The sequence below is a fragment of the Herbiconiux gentiana genome (assembly GCF_024978135.1).
GTDB lineage: Bacteria > Actinomycetota > Actinomycetes > Actinomycetales > Microbacteriaceae > Herbiconiux > Herbiconiux gentiana.
This window is the reverse complement of sequence record NZ_JANTEZ010000002.1, coordinates 187,076-205,095: the sequence shown is the minus strand read 5'-3', so window position 1 is coordinate 205,095 and position 18,020 is coordinate 187,076. Positions and strand designations below refer to the sequence as shown.

General features: G+C 70.9%; 15 protein-coding genes. 11 read left to right on the top strand and 4 right to left on the bottom strand.

The window, feature by feature from the left end:
- Window positions 1-57 precede the first annotated feature (57 nt).
- Genes NVV95_RS04675 through araA form a run of 3 tightly spaced genes read left to right on the top strand, consistent with a single transcriptional unit; the run spans window position 58 to window position 3,931 of the window.
- On the top strand, window positions 58-1,704 hold the full coding sequence (locus NVV95_RS04675) for a xylulokinase (RefSeq protein ID WP_259485383.1): 1,647 nt from the start codon (window positions 58-60) through the stop codon (window positions 1,702-1,704).
- Window positions 1,701-2,411, top strand: coding sequence for an L-ribulose-5-phosphate 4-epimerase (locus NVV95_RS04670; RefSeq protein ID WP_259485382.1), 711 nt, complete (start codon window positions 1,701-1,703; stop codon window positions 2,409-2,411). The genes NVV95_RS04675 and NVV95_RS04670 overlap by 4 nt, the downstream gene beginning before the upstream one ends.
- Complete coding sequence (gene araA, locus NVV95_RS04665; protein ID WP_259485381.1) at window positions 2,408-3,931, top strand: L-arabinose isomerase; 1,524 nt, start codon at window positions 2,408-2,410, stop codon at window positions 3,929-3,931. Before NVV95_RS04670 ends, araA begins: the two co-directional genes overlap by 4 nt.
- A gap of 64 nt (window positions 3,932-3,995) precedes the next feature.
- On the opposite strand, the gene NVV95_RS04660 is transcribed toward araA, so the two are convergent.
- Window positions 3,996-5,792 carry a sensor histidine kinase gene (locus NVV95_RS04660; RefSeq protein WP_259485380.1) on the bottom strand — a complete coding sequence of 599 codons (1,797 nt, stop codon included), beginning with the start codon at window positions 5,790-5,792 and terminating at the stop codon, window positions 3,996-3,998.
- Window positions 5,789-6,457 (bottom strand): response regulator transcription factor, encoded by a 669-nt coding sequence (locus tag NVV95_RS04655; RefSeq protein ID WP_259485379.1) that lies wholly within the window; start codon window positions 6,455-6,457, stop codon window positions 5,789-5,791. The genes NVV95_RS04660 and NVV95_RS04655 overlap by 4 nt, the downstream gene beginning before the upstream one ends.
- A 153-nt stretch (window positions 6,458-6,610) precedes the next feature.
- On the opposite strand from NVV95_RS04655, the gene NVV95_RS04650 reads away from it, so the two are divergent.
- The 4 genes from NVV95_RS04650 (at window position 6,611) to NVV95_RS04635 (ending at window position 11,372) form a co-directional block, all read left to right on the top strand.
- Complete coding sequence (locus tag NVV95_RS04650; protein WP_259485378.1) at window positions 6,611-7,195, top strand: hypothetical protein; 585 nt, start codon at window positions 6,611-6,613, stop codon at window positions 7,193-7,195.
- Between the two features lie 235 nt (window positions 7,196-7,430).
- Complete coding sequence (locus NVV95_RS04645) at window positions 7,431-8,798, top strand: cystathionine beta-synthase (protein WP_259485377.1); 1,368 nt, start codon at window positions 7,431-7,433, stop codon at window positions 8,796-8,798.
- A gap of 101 nt (window positions 8,799-8,899) precedes the next feature.
- Window positions 8,900-10,057 carry a cystathionine gamma-synthase gene (locus NVV95_RS04640; RefSeq protein ID WP_259485376.1) on the top strand — a complete coding sequence of 386 codons (1,158 nt, stop codon included), beginning with the start codon at window positions 8,900-8,902 and terminating at the stop codon, window positions 10,055-10,057.
- Window positions 10,058-10,097: 40 nt separating this feature from the next.
- Complete coding sequence (locus NVV95_RS04635) at window positions 10,098-11,372, top strand: FAD-binding protein (RefSeq protein WP_259485835.1); 1,275 nt, start codon at window positions 10,098-10,100, stop codon at window positions 11,370-11,372.
- A 157-nt stretch (window positions 11,373-11,529) separates the two neighbouring features.
- Here NVV95_RS04635 and NVV95_RS04630 read toward each other — a convergent pair whose 3' ends face one another.
- Window positions 11,530-13,332, bottom strand: coding sequence for a M1 family metallopeptidase (locus tag NVV95_RS04630; RefSeq protein ID WP_259485375.1), 1,803 nt, complete (start codon window positions 13,330-13,332; stop codon window positions 11,530-11,532).
- Window positions 13,333-13,345: 13 nt separating this feature from the next.
- The gene (locus NVV95_RS04625; RefSeq protein WP_259485374.1) at window positions 13,346-14,305 is read right to left on the bottom strand and encodes a DMT family transporter; all 960 of its coding nucleotides are present in this window, start codon (window positions 14,303-14,305) and stop codon (window positions 13,346-13,348) included.
- 39 nt (window positions 14,306-14,344) lie between these two features.
- Here NVV95_RS04625 and NVV95_RS04620 point away from each other — a divergent pair, with 39 nt between their 5' ends.
- From NVV95_RS04620 to nrdE, 4 genes are all read left to right on the top strand, one after another.
- Window positions 14,345-14,851 carry a MarR family winged helix-turn-helix transcriptional regulator gene (locus NVV95_RS04620; protein WP_259485373.1) on the top strand — a complete coding sequence of 169 codons (507 nt, stop codon included), beginning with the start codon at window positions 14,345-14,347 and terminating at the stop codon, window positions 14,849-14,851.
- Window positions 14,852-15,183: 332 nt separating this feature from the next.
- Window positions 15,184-15,423 (top strand): glutaredoxin-like protein NrdH, encoded by a 240-nt coding sequence (nrdH, locus tag NVV95_RS04615; protein ID WP_194680452.1) that lies wholly within the window; start codon window positions 15,184-15,186, stop codon window positions 15,421-15,423.
- 55 nt (window positions 15,424-15,478) lie between these two features.
- The gene (nrdI, locus tag NVV95_RS04610) at window positions 15,479-15,883 is read left to right on the top strand and encodes a class Ib ribonucleoside-diphosphate reductase assembly flavoprotein NrdI (protein WP_259485372.1); all 405 of its coding nucleotides are present in this window, start codon (window positions 15,479-15,481) and stop codon (window positions 15,881-15,883) included.
- Complete coding sequence (gene nrdE, locus NVV95_RS04605) at window positions 15,868-18,015, top strand: class 1b ribonucleoside-diphosphate reductase subunit alpha (protein ID WP_259485371.1); 2,148 nt, start codon at window positions 15,868-15,870, stop codon at window positions 18,013-18,015. Before nrdI ends, nrdE begins: the two co-directional genes overlap by 16 nt.
- Window positions 18,016-18,020: the final 5 nt, after the last annotated feature.

Below are 18,020 nucleotides of genomic sequence, written 5' to 3'. Positions count from 1 at the left end.
TGTGATCGATCACATCCGGGCTCGGCAGCACCCCATCATCACGACGAAGGAGCCCCGATGACGAGCGACAGCGCCCCGGCCGACGCGATCCGCAGCGGTCGTGCCACCCTCGGAATCGAGCTCGGCTCGACCCGCATCAAGGCCTGCCTGATCGGCGACGACCCCACCGAGGTGCTCGCCGTCGGCAGCCACGCCTGGGAGAACGAGTTCGTCGACCGCGTCTGGACCTACTCGCTCGACAGCGTCTGGACCGGCCTGCAGGCGGCCTTCGCCGACCTCGTGGCCGACGCCGAGCGGCGTCACGGCGTGCGCCCCGAGACCTTCGGCGCCGTCGGCGTCTCGGCCATGATGCACGGCTATCTCGCGTTCGACGCGGCCGGTGAGCTGCTCGTGCCGTTCCGCACCTGGCGCAACACCAGCACGGGCCCCGCCGCGGCCGAGCTGAGCGAGCTGCTGGGTGTGAACATCCCCCTGCGCTGGTCGATCGCGCACCTGCACCAGGCCGTGCTCGACCACGAGGCCCACGTGCCGCAGCTCGACTCGGTCACCACCCTCGCGGGCTACGTGCACTGGAAGCTGACCGGCCGCAACGTGCTCGGTGTCGGCGACGCCTCGGGTATGTTCCCGATCGACTCGAGCACGAACGACTACGACGTCGAGCTGGTGGCGCGCTACGACGCCCTCGCCGCCGGAACCGCCCTGCCGAAGCCGCTCGGCGAGCTGCTGCCCGAGGTGCTGCCGGCCGGCCGCGACGCCGGCACGCTCACGTCCGAGGGTGCCGCGCTGCTCGACCCGAGCGGTGCGCTCCGCGCGGGCGCGGTGCTCTGCCCGCCCGAGGGCGACGCCGGCACGGGGATGGTCGCCACGAACTCGGTGGCGCCGCGAACCGGCAACGTCAGTGCCGGCACGAGCATCTTCACGATGGTCGTGCTCGAGCATCCGCTCGCCTCGGTGCACCACGAGCTCGACCTCGTGACCACGCCCGCGGGAGACCCCGTCGCGATGGTGCACTGCAACAACGGGGCGAGCGAGCTGGCCGCGTGGGTGGGGCTGTTCGGGCGCTTCGCCGAGGCCGCACGACCGCAGGGCCCGGAGGGCGCGGCCGCGGTCGACACCGACGCCGTCTTCGACGTGCTCTTCCGCGAGGCGCTCACCGGAGCCCCCGACGCCGGCGGCCTTCTCGCCTACAACCACCTCGCCGGCGAGCCCATCGCGGGCCTGACCGAGGGTCGCCCGCTCGTGGTGCGCACCCCCGACAGCGACTTCACGCTCGCGAACTTCATGCGCGCCCAGCTCTACGGCGTCTTCGGCACCCTCGCCCTCGGCATGCGCGTGCTCGCCGGCGAAGGGGTCGAGCTCGACCGGATGTTCGCCCACGGCGGCATGTTCCGCACCAGCGGTGTGGCGCAGCGCTTCCTCGCCGGCGCGCTGGCCGCCCCCGTGTCGGTGGCCGAGTCGGCCTCGGAGGGCGGCGCCTGGGGCATCGCGGTGCTCGCCGCCTACGTGCGTGCGGCTCAGCAGGAGGACATCGCCCTCGACGTATTCCTCGACGAGCATGTCTTCGCCGGCTCGGTCTTCGAGACCTCGGAGCCCGACGCCGCCGACGTGGCCGGCTTCTCGACCTACCTCGACCGCTACAGCGCCGGCCTCGCGGTCGAGCGCGCCGCGGTCGACGCCCTCACCCTGGAAGGAACCACCCGATGACCGACATCACCCCCGAGGTGCAGGCGGCGATCGACCGCGTGCGGAACGACGTCGCCGCGCTGCACGCCGAGCTCGTGCGCTACGGCCTCGTCGTCTGGACGGGCGGCAACGTCTCGGGCCGCGTGCCCGGCGCCGACCTCTTCGTGATCAAGCCGAGCGGCGTGCTCTACGACGAGCTGACCCCGGCGAACATGATCCTCTGCACCCTCGACGGCTCGGTCGTCGACGGCTCACCGGGTTCCGACCGCTCGCCCTCCAGCGACACCGCCGCGCACGCCTACGTGTACCGCAACATGCCCGACGTCGGCGGCGTGGTGCACACGCACTCGCCGTACGCCGTGGCGTGGGCCGCCTACGGCGAGCCCATCCCGTGCGTCACCACCGCGATGGCCGACGAGTTCGGCGGCGAGATCCCGATCGGCCCGTTCGCCATCATCGGCGACGACTCGATCGGCCGCGGCATCGTCGAGACGCTGAGCGGTCACCGTTCCCGCGCCGTGCTGATGAAGAACCACGGCCCGTTCACCATCGGCAAGGATGCGCGGGACGCCGTCAAGGCGGCCGTCATGGTCGAGGACGTCGCCCGCTCGGTGCTCTTCTCGCGCCAGCTCGGCACGCCGAACCCCATCCCGCAGCCGGCCATCGACTCCCTCTTCAACCGCTACCAGAACGTCTACGGACAAGACCCGACGGGATCACTCAATTGACCAAGCTCACCACCTCCCTCGACTCCTACGAGATCTGGTTCTTCACCGGCAGCCAGAACCTCTACGGCGAGGAGACGCTCCGCCAGGTGGCCGAGCAGTCGCAGCAGATCGTGGCCACCCTCGACGGCTCCGACGCCATCCCGGTGAAGATCGTCTGGAAGCCCGTGCTGAAGGACTCCGAGTCCATCCGCCGTGCGGCCCTCGACGCCAACGCCGACGACAAGGTGATCGGCCTCGTCGCCTGGATGCACACCTTCAGCCCCGCCAAGATGTGGATCGCCGGGCTGGACGCGCTGCAGAAGCCCCTGCTGCACCTGCACACCCAGGCGAACGTCGAGCTGCCCTACGCCGAGATCGACTTCGACTTCATGAACCTGAACCAGGCCGCGCACGGCGACCGCGAGTTCGGCTACATCCAGACCCGCCTCGGTGTCGCGCGCAAGACAGTCGTCGGTCACGCGACTAACCGCCGCGTGCAGGACGAGATCGGCCAGTGGGCGCGCGCCGCCGCCGGCTGGCAGGCCGTAAAGACGCTGAAGCTCGCCCGTTTCGGTGACAACATGCGCTTCGTCGCAGTCACCGAGGGCGACAAGACCGAGGCCGAGCTGCGCTTCGGCGTGCAGGTGAACACCTGGGGTGTCAACGAGCTGGCCGCCGCGGTGTCGCTCGCCGAAGAGGACACCGCCGCGGTCGACGCGCTCGTCGCCGAGTACGAGGAGCTCTACGACGTCGTTCCCGAGCTGCGGGCCGGCGGTGAGCGTCACCAGTCCCTGCGCGACGGCGCGGCCATCGAGATCGGCCTGCGCTCGTTCCTCGAGGAGGGCGGCTTCGGCGCGTTCACCACGAGCTTCGAGGACCTCGGTTCTCTCAAGCAGCTGCCCGGCCTCGCCGTGCAGCGCCTGATGGCCGAGGGCTACGGCTTCGGCGCCGAGGGCGACTGGAAGACGGCCATCCTGGTGCGTGCCGCCAACGTCATGGGCGCGGGCCTGCCCGGCGGCGCCAGCCTGATGGAGGACTACACCTACGACCTCGTCGACGGCGCCGAGACCATCCTCGGCGCGCACATGCTCGAGGTGAGCCCGTCGCTCACGACCTCGAAGCCGACGCTCGAGATCCACCCGCTCGGCATCGGCGGCAAGGACGACCCGGTGCGCCTGGTCTTCACCGCCGACCCCGGCCCGGCCGTCGTGGTCGCGCTCAGCGACATGCGCGACCGCTTCCGCCTCGTGGCGAACGTCGTCGAGGTCGTGCCGCCGCGCGCGCCGCTGCCGAACCTGCCCGTCGGCCGCGCCGTCTGGCGCCCCGAGCCCTCGTTCGCCGTCTCGGCGGCAGCGTGGCTGACCGCCGGCGCCGCGCACCACACGGTCATGTCGACCGCGGTCGGCGTCGAGGTCTTCCAGGACTTCGCCACCATCGCCAAGACCGAGCTGCTGCGCATCGACGCCGAGACCACGCTGCGCGGCTTCCAGAACGAGGTGCGCTGGAACCAGGCCTACTACCGCCTGGCCCAGGGCCTCTAGCCCGGATTCCGGCCCGCGGGGTCGCGCAAACGGCCCTTCGGCATCGCCCGGAGGGCCGTTTGCGCTACCCGGCCGGGACGATCGTGGGCGAATCGGGCGGGAGCGCTCGCGGGAGGGTGAGGGCGAAGCGGGCGCCGCGGGGGGTGAGCGGCTCGAGGCAGCGGAGCTCGCCGCCGTGGGCGCGGGCTATGCCGCGGGCGATCGGGAGGCCGAGGCCCGAGCCGGCGGCGCCTCCGGCGGTGGCGCGGGACGCGTCCAGGCGCACCAAGCGGTCGAAGATGCGCTCGCGGTCGGCGGCGGGCACCCCGGGGCCGTCGTCGGCGACCTCAAGGTGAGCCGCGCGACCGTCGGCGGAGGCCGCGAGGGTGACGGTGACGGGGCCGCGTCCGCCGGTCATCCGGCTCGCGTTGTCGACGAGGTTGGCGAGCACCTGCCCGAGACGCTCGGGGTCGCCGTCGACGCGCAGCTCGGCGGGGGCGTGCACACGCAGCTCGAGCTGCGGGTGACGGATGCGCTGCCGCTCGGCCTCGGCGTCGACCACCTCGCGCAGCGAGACCGGGCGCCGCGCGAGCGTGAGGCCCTCGTCGAGCCGCGCCATCAGCAGCATGTCGTCGATCAGGCGGCCGGCCCGCCCTGCCTCGCGCACCACGTGCACCGCGAGACGTTCCCGTCCGGCGGGGTCGACGGATGCCCGCACGAGCGTGTCGGCGGCGGCGCGCATCCCGGCCACCGGGGTGCGCAGCTCGTGCGCGGCGTCGCTGACGAAGGCGCGAACCCGCCGCTCGGCCTCGACGGCGACGAGCTCGGACGCGTGGGACTCGGCCTCGGCGCGGCGCGCGACGAGCTCGGACGCGTGGGAGTCGGCCTCCGCGCGGCGTGCGACGAGCTCTGCCTGCTGGGCGGCGCCCTCGGCCTCGCGGGCCGTCGCCGCTGCTTCGCGGGCGGCCGCCTCGGCCTCGCGGGCGGCGCGCTCGGCGCCCTCGATCTCGTCTAGCATCTCGTCGAAGGCGCGGGCGGTGCGGCCGATCTCGGTGCGCGGGCGGGAGGGCCGCAGGCGGCGGCCGCGGTCTCCGCCGCCGATGTCGCGGGCGAGAGCGGTCATCGTGTCGAGCGGGCGCAGCGACCGGCGCACGACGAGCACGAGCGCTCCGGCCGCCACCACGAGGAACGCCGCCGACGCGGCCAGCATGATGCCGCGCAGCTGGGCGAGCGTCTGCTCGACGCCCGAGGTGTCGGTCGTGAGGGTGAGGGTGCTGCCGTCGCTGAGCTCGGAGCGCAGGGTGAGGAGCCGCGCATCCGAGCTGTCGATGCTCGAGGCGGTGACGGTCGCGCCGGTCTGGGCGGGCGAGGCGGTGTCGGTCGGTGCGGTGGACGTGGTGTCGGTCGGCGCGGCGGTGTCGTCGGCCGCAGCGGGCGTGTCGTCGGTGGGTGCGGGCGCGTCGGTCGGCGCGGGCGCCCCGTCGCCACCCGGGCCGCCGAGCGGGGGGAGGGCCGCCGGGTCGGGGCCGCGGCGGAGCTCGTCGGGGGTGGGGCCGGCCACGACCGCGCCGCCGTCGGGGCTCTCGATCAGCACCGACACGCCCTGCGCCGAGAGCCGCGCGGCGAGGTCGTCGTTCGAGACCGTGCCGATCAGGGCGGCGGCCGCGGCGGCGCGGTCGGCGAGCCGCTCCTCGATCTGGGCGCGCAGGCGCTCGCCGAGCACGAGCTGAACGGTGAGGCCGAGGCCGACGAGCAGCACGGCGAGCAGCCCGAGCACCGCGAGCACGGTGCGCGTGCGGAGCGACCCGGTGCGGAGCCCGCCGCCGCGACCGGCACCGTGCGTTCGCGACCCGCGGGAGGCCTCAGCGGCGTCCGGGCTCACGCGCTCAGCCGATACCCGATGCCGCGCACGGTGTGGATGAGGCGCGGCCCGTTCTGCTCCATCTTGCGCCGGAGCGAACTCAGGTGCACCTCCACCACGTTCGGGTCGACGTCGTCGTATCCCCACACCTGCGTCAGGATCTGACCTTTCGAGAGCGTTCGCCCGCGGCTCTCGGCCAGGAAGCTGAGCAGCCGGAACTCGGTGGCGGTCAGTTCGAGCATCCGGTCGGCTCGCCTCGATCGCGCACCGGCCACGTCGACCACGAGGTCGGCCACCTCGATCACGGCGGGGATGCGGCCCCGCCGCCGCAGCACCGCGGTCACCCGCGCGATCAGCTCGGCCATCGCGAACGGCTTCACGACGTAGTCGTCGATGCCCTCCGCGAAGCCGCGCAACCGGTCGTCGACCTCGTCGCGGGCGGTCAGCATGAGCACGCCGCAGTCGGTGCTGGTGCGTGCGGTCGCGGCGAGCTGCAGGCCGCTGGCGCCGGGGAGCATCCAGTCGAGCACGACGAGATCGGGCACGAAGGCGGCGAGCTCGGCGGCGAAGTCGTGGCCGTCGGGGCGGGCCGCGACCGTGAAGCCCTCGGCGCTCAGTGCGGTGGCGACGGCGTCGCGAATCGTGTCGTCGTCCTCGACCAGCAGGATGCGCGCGGGGGTGGTCATGGTGCGACGGTAGGCACCGCGGCTATCCGCTTCCTATCGGTCGGCTGTGAGCGGGCTGACCTTAAGTGGAGCTTCAGATTCGCTTTCGAGAGTGGGGGATGCCGGGCCGAAGTCGCCCGGACGGCACCCGGTGCCGAATCGAACGGAGACCCCATGTCCGACCTGAACAGCTACTTCGACGACGCGACCAAGCCCATCCCGATGGAGCCGCAGCCGCCCCGCCGCCCCTCGCTCGCCCGCCGCATCGCCATCGGTGCCGCCTGCGGCGTGGTGGGGCTCGGCCTCGTCGGCACGACCGCCGCGTTCGCCGCCTCGGGCGGGGCGGGAGCGGTGCCGACGGTGGTGGCGTCGGCGTCGGCCACGCCGGGTGCGGTCGCGCCCACCCCGGGTGCGGTCACGCCGGCCACGCCGTCGACGGATGCTCCTTCCAGCGATGCGGCGACACCCCCCGCGCCCGGCGCCGGAGCCCCCGGCGGCGACTGCGGCCCGGGCGCGACCGGCGGCCCGCTCGCTGGAGGCCCCGCGGGCACCCCGCCCACGCCGCCCACTGACGGCTCGGCACCCACCCCGCCCACCTCGCCGACCGACGGCTCGGCTCCCACCCCGCCCACGCCGCCCACCGACGGCACCGCCCCCACCCCGCCCACTGACGGCTCGGCGCCCACCCCGCCGACCCCTCCCACTGACGGCACCGCCCCCACGCCGCCCACGACCACCCCCCAGGTCGAGGGCTCCTGACCCCCGCGCACACCGCCCCACCCGGCCCCGCTCCCGAAAGACGAGCGGGGCCGGCCGCGTCGCAGGGCACATGGGCTACAGTGGAAGGGTGTTCGTGAATCTCCTCTGTTGTCGTCGCTGAGCGACGACCCCTCCCACAGACCAGGTTCGTCACAGCCCCGAAGCCGCCGCTCTCCAGCGCGCGCCGTGCGAATCTGAGCACGTAGCGGCTGCGAGCCCCATCAAGGACACAGCAATGAAGTACGCGAACAGCGTCATCGACCTCGTCGGCAACACCCCGCTCGTGAAGCTCAACAGCGTCACCGAGGGCATCCGCGCCACCGTGCTCGCCAAGGTCGAGTACGTCAACCCGGGCGGATCCTCGAAGGACCGCATCGCCACCCGCATCATCGACGCCGCCGAGCGCGACGGCCTGCTGAAGCCGGGCGGCACGATCGTCGAGCCCACCTCGGGCAACACCGGGATCGGCCTCGCCCTCGTGGCCCAGCAGCGCGGCTACCGCTGCGTGTTCGTGCTGCCCGACAAGGTCGGCGAGGACAAGCGCAACGTGCTCACCGCCTACGGCGCCGAGATCGTCGTCACCCCGACGGCCGTGGCCCCGGAGGACCCGGACTCCTACTACTCCGTCTCCGACCGTCTGGCCCGCGAGATCCCCGGCGCCTTCAAGCCGAACCAGTACTCCAACCAGAACGGCCCGCTCAGCCACTACGAGACGACCGGCCCCGAGATCTGGCGCGACACCGAGGGCGAGATCACACACTTCGTCGCGGGCGTCGGCACCGGCGGCACCATCAGCGGCGTCGGCCGCTACCTCAAGGAGGTCTCGGGCGGCGCGGTACAGATCATCGGCGCCGACCCCGAGGGCTCGGTCTACTCCGGCGGCACCGGGCGCCCCTACCTGGTCGAGGGTGTCGGCGAGGACTTCTGGCCCACCGCCTACGACGGCACGGTCGTCGACCGCATCATCGCGGCCAGCGACGCCACCTCCTTCGAGCTGACCCGCCGCCTCGCCCGCGAGGAGGGCCTGCTCGTCGGCGGCTCGAGCGGCCTCGCGGTCGCCGCGGCACTCGAGGCGGCCCGCGAGCTGCCCGCCGAGGCGGTCGTCGTGGTGCTGCTCCCCGACGGGGGCCGCGGCTATCTCGGCAAGATCTTCAACGAGAAGTGGATGCGCAGTTACGGCTTCACGAATTCCCCCGCCGGATCGACCGTGCGCGACATCGTGAAGGCGAAGAGCGGCGAGCTGCCCGCACTGGTGCACGCGCATCCGGCCGACACCGTGCACGACGTGATCGAGATCATGGCGAAGTACGGGGTGTCGCAGCTGCCGGTGCTCTCGGCCGAGCCGCCCGTCGTGATGGGCGAGGTGACCGGCTCGCTCGACGAGCAGAGCCTGCTCGATCAGGTCTTCAGCGGACAGGCCAGCATGACCGACACGGTCGCCGGCCTCCTGGCGCCCGCCCTGCCGCTGATCGGGGCCAACGAGCCCGTCTCGGCGGCCCGGCAGGCGCTCACCGGGTCGAGCGCCCTGCTGGTCTCCGACGACGGCAAGCCCGTCTCGGTGATCACCCGGCAGGACCTGCTGACCTTCCTCGCCGAGGCCTGAGCCGGCTCATCCGGTCACCTCACCCGACTTCGCCCCACCCGACGTCGCTTCACGCGCGTCGCCACCACAGCCTTCACCACACCCGCAAGTAAGGAGCCATCATGGCCAAGAACATCGACGCGTTCGAGACGCGCGCCATCCACGCCGGCCAGGAGTTCGACCCCACCACCGGCGCCATCATCCCGCCCCTCTACCTGACGTCGACCTACGTGCAGGACGGCATCGGCGGTTTCCGCAACGGCTACGAGTACTCCCGCGGCGGCAACCCCACGCGCACCTCGCTCGAGACGCTGCTCGCCTCGCTCGAGGGCGCGAAGCACGGCCTGTCGTTCGCGTCCGGTCTCGCCGCCGAGGACGCACTGCTGCGCGCCCTGCTCGAGCCGGGCGACCGTATCGTGCTCGGCAACGACGTCTACGGCGGAACCCACCGCCTGATCGAGCGCATCCACGGCAAGTGGGGCGTCGAGAACGTGGTCGTCGAGATGAGCGACCTCTCGGCCGTGTCGAAGGCCGTGGCCGGCGGGCGCACCAAGCTGCTCTGGTTGGAGACCCCCTCCAATCCGCTGATGAAGATCAGCGACGTCGCCGAGCTGGCCGAGATCGGTCACGCGGCCGGCGCCCTCGTCGTGGTCGACAACACCTTCGCCTCGCCCTACCTGCAGCAGCCGCTCACGCTCGGCGCCGACATCGTCGTGCACTCGACCACCAAGTACCTCGGCGGCCACTCCGACGTGCTCGGGGGCGCCGTCGTGCTTAACGACGACGCGCTCGAAGAGAAGGTGCGCTTCCTGCAGTTCGCCTCAGGCGGGGTCAGCGGGCCGATGGATGCGTGGCTCACCGTTCGCGGCATCAAGACGCTCGCCGTGCGGATGGACCGGCACTCGGCCAACGCGCAGGCCATCGCCGAGCACCTGGTCGGGCATCCGGCGCTCGAGGCCGTGTACTACCCCGGCCTGCCCGAGCACCCCGGCCACGAACTGGCCAAGCGGCAGATGAAGTCGTTCGGCGGCATGATCTCGGTCGCCCTCAAGGGCGGGCCGAAGGCGGCGCGCAAGTTCGCCGAGTCGACGAGCGTGTTCCAGCTGGCCGAGTCGCTCGGCGGGGTGGAGTCGCTGATCGGCTACCCGTCGGAGATGACGCACGCGTCGGTCAAGGGCACGGTGCTCGAGGTGCCCGAGAACGTGATCCGCCTGTCGGTGGGCATCGAGTCGGTCGACGACCTGATCGCCGACCTCGACCGCGCGCTGCCGCGTCGCTGAGCGGGGCCGCAATGAGCGGGGTGGGATGGGCGTGCCGGCGATGAGCGCGGTGGGGCCGAACTGGGCCGGAAGCTACGAGTACGGGGCCTCGGCCCTCGTGCGCCCTGAGTCGCTCGACGAACTGGTGTCGCTGGTCACGTCGACGCCGCGGTTGCGTGCGCTCGGATCGCGCCACTCGTTCAACGACGTCGCCGACAGCCCGGGTGTGCTCGTGTCGGTCGACGCGCTGTTCGGCGACGAGGAGCCGACGGTCTCCGAGGCCGACCGCACCGTGACCGTGGGCGCGGCCACCCGTTTCGCCTCGCTCGCGGCCTTCCTCGAGCCGTGCGGCTGGGCGCTGCACAACCTCGGATCGCTTCCGCACATCTCGATCGGCGGCGCCGTCGCCACCGGCACGCACGGGTCCGGCGTCGGCAACGGCAGCCTCTCGACGGCGGTCGCCGCGCTCGAGTTCGTCGACGGGTCGGGGACGCTCCGCCGCGTCGTCCGGGGCGACGAGGGCTTCGAGGGGTCGGTCGTCGCGTTGGGGGCGCTCGGCATCGTCACACGGGTGACCCTCGACATCCAGCCGAGCTACCAGGTGCGGCAGGACATCTTCGTCGACCTCTCGTGGGAGGCCGCGCTCGAGGAATTCGACGCGGTCATGGGTGCCGCGTACAGCGTGAGCCTGTTCGGCGACTGGGGCGACGCGGGGTTCAAGCAGGCGTGGGTGAAGACGCGGGTGGAGGGTTCTGCTGCGCCCTTCCCCTATTCCGACTCGTTCTTCGGGGCGCGGCCGGCGGGGTCGAAGGTCATGTCGCCCGCGGGCGACGACCTCGACAACACCACCGTGCAGGGCGGTGTGCCCGGCCCCTGGTCGGAGCGGCTGCCGCACTTCCGGGCCGACGTCACGCCGAGCGCGGGTGACGAGATCCAGACCGAGTACTTCGTGTCGAGAGCGGATGCGCGTGCCGCCCTCCTGGCCGTGCGCGCCCTCGGCGACCGCCTCCGCCCCCACCTCCTGGTGACCGAACTCCGCACGGTCGCCGCCGACGGGCTCTGGCTCAGCCCCGCCTTCGGACGCGACAGCCTCGCCATCCACTTCACCTGGCAGCCGCACCCCGCCGAGGTGCGCTCGCTGCTGCCCGCGCTCGAGGCGGCGCTCGCGCCGTTCGACGTGCGGCCGCACTGGGGCAAGTGGTTCAGTCTTGGTGCAGCTGAGCTGAAGCCGAAGTACGAGCACGCGGCCGACTTCGCGGCCCTCGCGGAGTCGCGGGACCCCGCCCACCGCTTCCGCAACCCGTACCTCACCCGCACCCTGGGCCTCCCGGCCTAGCGCGCGCACGCGCACCGCGCACCGCGCACCCCGCTCCCCGCTCCAGCGCGCGTCCGGCCCGGGCTCCGCACCCGCCCACCCGACGGGGTCGCACAAACGCCCCTTCCCGGTGGGGGGAAGGGGCGTTTGCGCGACCCGGATCGGGCGCGGGTGCGGGTCAGTTCAGGGCGGGCTTGCCGGCGGAGTAGATCCAGGTGTCGAAGAACGCGGTGAGGTCGTCGCCCGAGACCTGCTCGGCGTAGGCGACGAACTGCTCCGTCGAGACCGCGGTGCCCGCATGCTCGGTGGCCCAGCCCTTCAGGATGGCGAAGAAGTCGTCGTCGCCCACCTCGGTGCGCAGGGCCTGCAGCGTCATGCCGCCCCGGTCGTAGACCGCGCCGTCGAAGATGCCGGCCGCTCCGGGGTCGGCCACGACGGTCTGCCAGAACGGAGAGCTCGCGTCGCGGCGGTCATAGGCCGCCTGGAACGCCTCCTGCGTGCTCGGCCCCCCGTGCTCGGCCGCCCACAGCCACTCGGCGTAGGTGGCGAAGCCCTCGTTCAGCCAGATGTCGGACCAGCGCTGCATCGACAGGCTGTCGCCGTACCACTGGTGCGCCAGCTCGTGCACGACCACGCTCGGGTCGGCGTCGGCCGGGAACGCCCAGGCCGGGTAGATCGGCCGGGTCTGGTTCTCGAGCGCGTAGGGCAGGTCGTCGGGCACGGTCTCGCCCGTGTCGGGGTCGACGTGCTCGCCGATGTACCCGATGGCGAGGCCGCCCGCCTCGGTGAACGGGTAGGCGCCGAAGTACTGCGACAGGAAGGAGATGACCTCGGGCTCGCTCTCGAAGATGGTCTTCGCCACGGCGCCGACCTTCACACCCGGCGCGCCGTCGACGTCGCGCTGGAACAGCGTCGGGTCGATCGCGTCGTAGTAGGTGATGCCGTCGGCCCCCGTCTCGCTGGTGACCGCGTAGTCGCCCAGGGTCGCCGTCGCGAGGTAGGTGGCCATCGGCTCGTCCATCTCCCAGTCGAACGTGGTCTGCCCGTTCGCCGTGGTCTGACCGGCGAGGCGGCCGTTGCCGATCACCTGCAGGCCCTCGGGAACCGTCATGCGGGTGGAGAAGGTGGCCTTGTCGGAGGGGTGGTCGTTCGCGGGGAACCAGGTCGCCGCGACCCGCGGCTGGCCGACGACGACGGCGCCCGTGGGCGTGGCGAACACGCCGGCCGGGCCGAAGGCGTCGGCGACCTCGATCGGCACCCCGCTGTAGGCCACCGTGGTGGAGATCGTCTCGCCGAGGGGGATGCCCGACAACGGGATCACCGTGAGCTCGGTGCGCGGGGGAGTCGCGTCGCCGCCCTCGTCTCCGTCGACGCGGGGCTGCCCGGTGACGTCGCTGATCTGCGTGGACGCGAGGCTCCAGTCGGCGGCCTGGCCGTTGACGGTGATGGCCGAGATGACGATGGAGTCGGTGCCGTCGACCGCGCGGGTGTCGAAGTCGAGGTTGAAGGTCGACAGGTTCTGGGTGGCCACGGCCGTGACCGTCGCCGTGCCCGAGAGCACGTCGGTGTCGGGCGCGTAGGCGAGGTCGAGGTCGTAGTGCTGCACGTCGTAGCCGCCGTTGCCGTCGAGCGGGAAGTAGGCGTCGCCGATGCCGGCCGCCCCCGGCTGGTAGTCGACCGGGGAAGGGCTGGCCGTGGGCGTGGGCGTGATGATCGGAGCCGGCGTGCTGGGCATCGGGGACGGCGTCGAGCCGGGAGGGCACGGGGCCGCGGCGCTCGCCGGAGCCGGGGCGAAGCCGCCGGAGGCGACGAGGGCGAGCACGAGCAGCGGGATCGCGGCGAACGCCGCGGTCTTCGCCGTGCGGTTGCGGCGCCCGAGCAGCAGCCAGGCGGCCGTTCCACCGCCGATGGCGAGGAGCCCCACGGCCAGCAGCAGCGGCCAGGACTCGAAACCGGTGGCGGCAAGCACACAACTCGTCACGGACGACCTCATCTCAGTTCGGTGACGCGACCTTATCCGACCCCGTGTCGCCCGCGCCACCCGACGGGACATCCCGTCTCATACGTTTAACATGAGCCCGCCTGTGCAGGAGTGGACGCTGCCCGAGCAACACACCACCGAGCACCAACGCCGTTCCCAGTGCCTGCGGCGGTCCGAACGGCTCGCCGGCCAGCAGCGTGCCGAGCAGAACCCCGGTCACCGGGTTGAGCAGACCGATCAATCCCACCGACCCGGCCGGCAGATGTCGGAGGCCTGCGAACCAGGCCGCGAACGCGAGCGCGGTGGCCACGAGCGACACGTAGCCGAACCCGATCACCGCGGGCGTGTCGAGCCGCGGCGGCGCACCCTCGAGCAGAAGGGCGAACGGCAGCACCGCCAGCCCTCCGGCCACCAGCTGCCACGAGGTCAGCGAGAGCACGCGGATGCCCGCACCCCACTTCTTCGTCAGCACGAACCCCACCGACGACATCGCCATCGCGCCGAGCGACGCCGCGACCCCCAGCCCCACCGAGCCACCCACCGCGGGCCCCACACCGCCCACCCCGCCCGCCAGCATCAGCACCACCCCCGCGATCCCGACCCCCGCCCCCAGCAGCCCGGCGGCCCGCGGCCGCTCCCCGAGCAGCGGCCACGCGACGAGCAGCAGCACCCCCGCCGACGACGCCATCAGCGTCGACGCCGTGCTCGTCGGCAGCAGCTGCGAGGCCGCGTAGATCAGCACGAAGAAGGCCCCCACGTTGAGCACCCCGAGCACGGCCGCCTTCCACCACCAGGCGCCGTGCGGCCGCTCCCGCACCACCGCGAGCAGCACGAGCCCGGCCGGGAGCGCCCGCAGCACCGCCCCCCAGAGCGGCACGTCGTCGGGAAGGAACCACCGCGTTACGTAGTAGTTCGACCCCCAGGCGATCGGTGCGATCGCCGTGAGGAGCATCCAGCGCCATTTAGCTTCCATGGAAGTGACTATAACTTCCCAGGAAGCTATAGTCGAGACATGGCCCGCCCCGATCCCGCCCCCGACCGCGTCTCCGAGATCCAGGCCGAGTGGCGCCGCGAGCGTCCCGACCTCGACGTCTCGCCGCAGGGGGTGGTCGGCCGCGTGCACCGCCTGGCCGGCCGGCTCACCGCCGAGCTGGTGGAGGTCTACGCGCGCTTCGGGCTGGGAGAGGGGGAGTTCGACGTGCTGGCCACCCTGCGACGCTCGGGCGACCCGTTCGAGCTGGCCCCGAGCGAGCTCGCCGGCCACACCATGGTGACCACCGGCGCGATGACCAAGCGGCTCGACCGGCTCGAGTCGGCGGGGCTCGTGGTGCGGCGCTCGGCGGCCGGAGACGGTCGCCGCCGCGTCGTGGCGCTGACCGGTGACGGGCGGCGCCTGATCGACGAGGCCTTCGCCGCCCACATGGCCAACGAGGCGCGACTGCTGGCCGAGCTGCCGGCGGATGACCGGGCCGAGCTGGAGCGCATTCTGTCGCACTGGCTGCGCCGCCTGGGTCTCTGACGCCCGACGACCGCGCGACACGCCCGGCCCGCTCGATGTCGGTGGTCGAAGTTATCCTCAGGCGATCGGATGCGCAGTCTCCACAGGCGCGCATCGAATGGCGTCTTTTCGCGGAAGAAGCTGTGGAGGAATGGTCGTGAAAGCTGTGCACAGATCTCCGGGGCCTGTGGATAATTACACGGGTGTAACACTTCATCTAGGGGTGCTCGCCAGGCGTGACAACTAGATGTAGTATTGAACTCCCGGGCCGGGGAGTGCGTCAGAACGACGTGAACAGCCCGCAGAACCACAGAACCTCCTGTTTTTCCATCGTCGAGAAAGGTGCAGCACCTATGGCAATCACGGTCTACACGAAGCCCTCCTGTGTCCAGTGCACGGCCACGTACCGCGCCCTGGAGAACAAGGGTCTCGAGTTCGAGATCTTCGACCTCTCGGTCGACGAGAAGGCCCTCGAGACGGTCAAGGAGCTGGGCTACCTCCAGGCTCCGGTCGTCATGACCGACGACGGCGACCACTGGTCGGGCTTCCGCCCCGACAAGATCGCCGAGCTGGCCAGCCGCGCCGCCGTCTAGTCCCATCGAGACCGGCCAGATCATCCAGACCGGCCAGTTCAGCGCAGGCAGTCCGATGTCCACCGACCTCATCTACTTCTCGAGCGTCTCGGGCAACACCCGCCGGTTCGTCGAAGGGCTGGGGCGTCCGGCCTCCCGCATCCCCCTCTACGCCCGCGAAGAGCGACTGAAGGCCACGCAGCCGTACGTGCTCGTGCTCCCCACCTACGGAGGTGGGGAGACGGGCGGTGCGGTTCCCAAGCAGGTCATCCAGTTCCTCAACGACGAGGAGAACAGAGGCCTGATCCGCGGCGTCATCGCCGCCGGCAACACCAACTTCGGCGAGGCCTACTGCCTTGCGGGCGACATCGTCGCGCGCAAATGCAAGGTCCCGCTGCTCTATCGATTCGAAGTATTCGGAACACCGGATGACCGCGAGGCCGTCCAGATTGGATTGGACAGACTGTGGAAGCAACTCTGATCGACGCACCGACGGCGGCGCCGGCGCTCGACTACCACTCGCTCAACGCGATGCTGAACCTTTACGACGAGAACGGACTGATCCAGTTCGATAAGGACAAAGAGGCGGCGAAGCAGTACTTCCTGCAGCACGTCAACCAGAACACGGTGTTCTTCCACAACCTGCGTGAGCGCCTCGACTACCTCGTCGAGAAGGAGTACTACGAGCAGGCCGTGCTCGACCAGTACTCGTTCGAGTTCATCCAGCAGCTGAACGACCTCGCGTACTCGAAGAAGTTCCGCTTCGACACCTTCCTCGGCGCCTTCAAGTACTACACGAGCTACACGCTGAAGACCTTCGACGGCAAGCGCTACCTCGAGCGCTTCGAGGACCGCGTGGTCATGACCGCCCTCGGCCTCGCCCAGGGCGACGAGACGCTCGCCACCAACCTCGTCGAGGAGATCATCGGCGGCCGCTTCCAGCCGGCCACCCCCACCTTCCTCAACACGGGCAAGGCCCAGCGCGGCGAGCTCGTCTCCTGCTTCCTCCTCCGCATCGAGGACAACATGGAGTCGATCGCCCGCGGCATCAACTCCGCCCTGCAGCTCTCCAAGCGCGGCGGCGGTGTGGCGCTGCTGCTGTCGAACATCCGTGAGGCCGGCGCACCGATCAAGCAGATCGAGAACCAGTCCTCGGGCATCATCCCCGTGATGAAGCTCCTCGAAGACAGCTTCAGCTACGCCAACCAGCTCGGCGCGCGTCAAGGTGCGGGGGCCGTGTACCTCAGTGCGCACCACCCCGACATCATGAAGTTCCTCGACACCAAGCGCGAGAACGCCGACGAGAAGATCCGCATCAAGACGCTCTCGCTGGGTGTCGTCGTGCCCGACATCACCTTCGAGCTCGCGAAGAACGACGAGGACATGTACCTCTTCTCGCCGTACGACGTCGAGAAGGTCTACGGCCTGCCCTTCGGCGACATCTCGGTGACCGAGAAGTACCGCGAGATGGTCGACGACCCGCGCATCCGCAAGACCAAGATCAAGGCCCGCGAGTTCTTCCAGACCCTCGCCGAGATCCAGTTCGAGTCGGGCTACCCGTACATCATGTACGAAGACACCGTCAACAAGGCGAACCCCATCAAGGGCCGCATCAACATGTCGAACCTGTGCTCGGAGATCCTCCAGGTCAACACGCCGACGACCTACAACGAAGACCTCTCCTACGCCGAGATCGGCAAGGACATCTCGTGCAACCTGGGCTCGCTGAACATCGCGCTGACCATGGACTCGCCCGACTTCGGCACCACGGTCGAGACCGCCATCCGCGGCCTCACCTCGGTGTCGAACCAGTCGCACATCGCCTCGGTTCGCTCCATCGAGACCGGCAACGACCGCTCGCACGCCATCGGCCTCGGCCAGATGAACCTGCACGGCTACCTCGCCCGCGAGCGCGTCTACTACGGCTCGGAGGAGGGTGTCGACTTCACGAACATCTACTTCTACACCGTGCTCTTCCACGCGCTGCGGGCCTCGAACAACATCGCCATCGAGCGCGGCGAGAAGTTCGACGGCTTCGACGAGTCGACCTACGCCACGGGTGAGTTCTTCGACAAGTACACCGACGCCGAGTGGGTGCCGGCGACGGCCCGCGTGGCCGAGCTGTTCGAGACCTCGAACGTGCGCATTCCCACGCAGGACGACTGGCGTGCGCTGAAGGCCTCCATCCAGGCCCACGGCATCTACAACCAGAACCTGCAGGCGGTTCCGCCCACCGGCTCGATCTCGTACATCAACAACTCGACCTCGTCGATCCACCCGGTGGCCTCGAAGATCGAGATCCGCAAGGAAGGCAAGATCGGGCGCGTCTACTACCCGGCGCCGTTCCTCACGAACGACAACCTCGAGTACTACGACGACGCCTACGAGATCGGCGCCGAGAAGATCATCGACACCTACGCCGCGGCCACGCAGCACGTCGACCAGGGCCTCTCGCTGACGCTCTTCTTCAAGGACACGGCGACCACGCGCGACATCAACAAGGCGCAGATCTACGCCTGGCGCAAGGGCATCAAGACGATCTACTACATCCGCCTGCGTCAGCTCGCGCTCGAGGGCACCGAGATCGACGGCTGCGTCTCGTGCATGCTCTGATGATC